Annotated in this window: 3 protein-coding genes; all 3 read right to left on the bottom strand. The window is 69.0% G+C overall.

Going from position 1 to position 2,538, the window contains the following annotated elements:
- The coding region (locus FW784_RS13560) for a peptidoglycan-binding domain-containing protein (RefSeq protein ID WP_149353856.1) at positions 1-765 on the bottom strand (765 nt) is incomplete at its 3' end.
- A 35-nt stretch (positions 766-800) separates the two neighbouring features.
- The gene (locus FW784_RS13555; RefSeq protein ID WP_187770829.1) at positions 801-1,640 is read right to left on the bottom strand and encodes a hypothetical protein; all 840 of its coding nucleotides are present in this window, start codon (positions 1,638-1,640) and stop codon (positions 801-803) included.
- Positions 1,641-1,882: 242 nt separating this feature from the next.
- Positions 1,883-2,464, bottom strand: a complete 582-nt coding sequence (locus tag FW784_RS13550) for a peptidoglycan-binding domain-containing protein (protein ID WP_235893687.1) — start codon at positions 2,462-2,464, stop codon at positions 1,883-1,885.
- Positions 2,465-2,538 lie beyond the last annotated feature (74 nt).

Here is a 2,538-nt window from a genome sequence, read left to right as displayed (position 1 = left end):
CGCGGCGAACGTGTCGCGCCCGGCAACGCCGTCGACGCCGAGGCCCTGGGCGCGCTGGAAGTTGCGCAGCGCCTCGTCCGTGCGCGCCCCGAAGTCGCCGTCGACGGGAATCGCGCGGCCGTGTGCGTCATGCACGCCCAGAGCATTCAGTCGCTGCTGCAGAGAACGCACCTGCGTACCGTGCTCGCCCGCGCGCAGCACGCCGTCGACCATCGCGTCGCCGCCGGGCAACGGTGCCGGATTCGGGCCCGAGGGATGGCGATCGGGCGTAATCGCACCGCGCTCGATGTCGGCGATGTAACGGCGGAAGGCGCCAGGCTCCATCTCGATGTGCGCATGGATCGAGCCCGGGGTCCCGGTGTCGCCCATGCGCCCGAGCGGTGCGCCGTACTCGACGCGGCTGCCTTCGGCGGGCGACGTTCCCGGGCGCATGTGCAGCACCTGCGCCAGCATCACCGCGCCGGGCTCGCCGAACGGGCGGTCGTAGATGCGCACGGCGTTGGTCGGATCGTGCAGGTAGTGCACGAAACCATTCGCGGGCGCGGGAATATTCGTTGGGCCGCCGTGGTCGACCGCGAAGATCATGTCCTTCTTGACGTACGTGTGCCCACCGACATGGCGCACCTCCTCGAGGCGCCCATCGACGGTGGCGTAGTCGCGTCCGGGTTCCTGCCCGGAGCTCGGGTGATGCTTCTCGAGGTCTTCGTAACGCTGGACCGATTCGACGTGGCTGCCGACGCTCTCGGTGATGGTGTATCGCGACATGCTGGGCTCCTTGCTGGCGTTGTCGAGGGGTAGCGTCAATCGAGGGCGGGGGGCAGCTGCTCCACGAGACGCCAGCAATCGCCGCTGCGTTCGAAGCGATAGGCGCGGCCTTCCGACGATCCGTACGCGTAACGCACCGTGGTGCCGCCGTCCGCGGCGTCGGTGGTCTGGACCGGAAGCGGCGCGCTATCGGTATGTCCTTCCGCGTCGATGTGATGGAACGCGCGGCCGTCGTAGGCGAGGTTGAAACCGTTGTAGTCCGATGACGCGTAGGCCACCGGCTCCACGCGATCGCCCTGCTCGTCCGAGTGCAGCTCCGCCGCCTTCACAACGGGCGCGGTAAACGCGCTGCGCACGCTAGCGCTCGTGGCGTAGGCGTGCAGGAATGCCTTGAAATCCTTGCCCGGGCATGCAGCCGGCGCCGCGCTTGGCAATGCCCTGGTTTCCGAAGACAGGACCATGAAGTCCGCGTCGGGCCCGTTCCACTTCGAGGCATCGCCGAATGCATGCAGCGTCAGGCGTTGCGCGCCTCCGGGTTTCGCGAACCGCATCAGGCAATGACCGTCGCCGCTGCAGCTGTCGGTTTCCGGCAGCGCGTTGCATACGGGCGCATCGCCGCCGACGTTCGTGCGGCATTCCGGCGTGCGCAACGGCAGCCATCCCGCCGCGAGCAGCGCGCCTCGCGCCTTCGCGTACGGCATGTTGGCGTACGTATCGCCGGCCGGCTTCGCTTCGTGTGCGGGTTGCGGCTGGTGCGGCGCGCCCGCGTTGGCGGCGGACGACTTCGCGGCGCGCGACGCCGCGCCGCCCTGCTCGGCGCCGTTGCAGGCGGAGATGGTGAGAAGCGACAGGCACAGCGCGACACGACGGAGCATCTTCAGCATCCTTGCTTGGGCGCCCGAGGGTGACGGGCGCGGTGGATCCTAGATTGCAGTCGAGCCGCGTTGCAGGCAATAGGTCGGGTCTGGCGAATCGTGGTGCCGCGTGCATTGGCGTCGACGTCACTAGGACGCACCGCCGGGCCCACGATCCGCGTCAAGCCATTCAAGCGGCTAGCACGGGATAACACGGGATATGCCGACGGTGTTCGCATTGCGATCGCGGCCGGGCCCAACCGCTAGAGCACCGGGCTGCGTGCCGGCGCGTGCTCCCGCGCAAGTTGCTGGGCGACGAGCGCTCTTGACTCGATCGCGTGCGCAGCCTGGCTGCTGCTCGTCTCGAGCGACTGCGTGACCGCACTGGCAACGACGATCGCGGCAGAAATGCGGTTGGTCGATCCGTTGTCGACCCCCTGACTGAATTGCACCGCCTGCACATGCGCACGATCCGCGCCGATTTCCACGCGATCGACGTGCGTTAGCCCGGCACGGGCGGCCTCCGCTGCGGCAACGCCGGCAAGCGCCGTCGTGTGTGGTCCACCGGGGATTCCCAGTCGTCGGTCCAGCTCCTGCACGGCGCCGAGCGACTGGCGATACAGCGCGTTAGCGGGATGCGTACTGCTCGCCATCGTGCGGTCTTCCGCCGCGAGCCGCAGATGGGTGGGCTCGTCGAACCGTCCCGTCACTGCCAGCCCGCGATCGCGCTGGAACTGCTCGGTCGCGTGTCGCGAATTCGGGCCGACAACACCATCGGCCTGCACGAGCTTGCCGTCCGTACCGGTATAGCCGAGGTGCGCAAGCCTTGCCTGCGCGGCGCGCACGGCGTCGGGGTGCGGCGATGGCGCTGCGTGGTGTTCGGCGGCGTCGCGCGAACGGGGAAGCGGACCGCGCTGCG

Origin of the sequence: Cognatilysobacter lacus (genome assembly GCF_008274655.1) — a bacterium.
Taxonomy (GTDB): domain Bacteria; phylum Pseudomonadota; class Gammaproteobacteria; order Xanthomonadales; family Xanthomonadaceae; genus Cognatilysobacter; species Cognatilysobacter lacus.
This window is presented reverse-complemented; position numbering and strand designations above follow the sequence as displayed.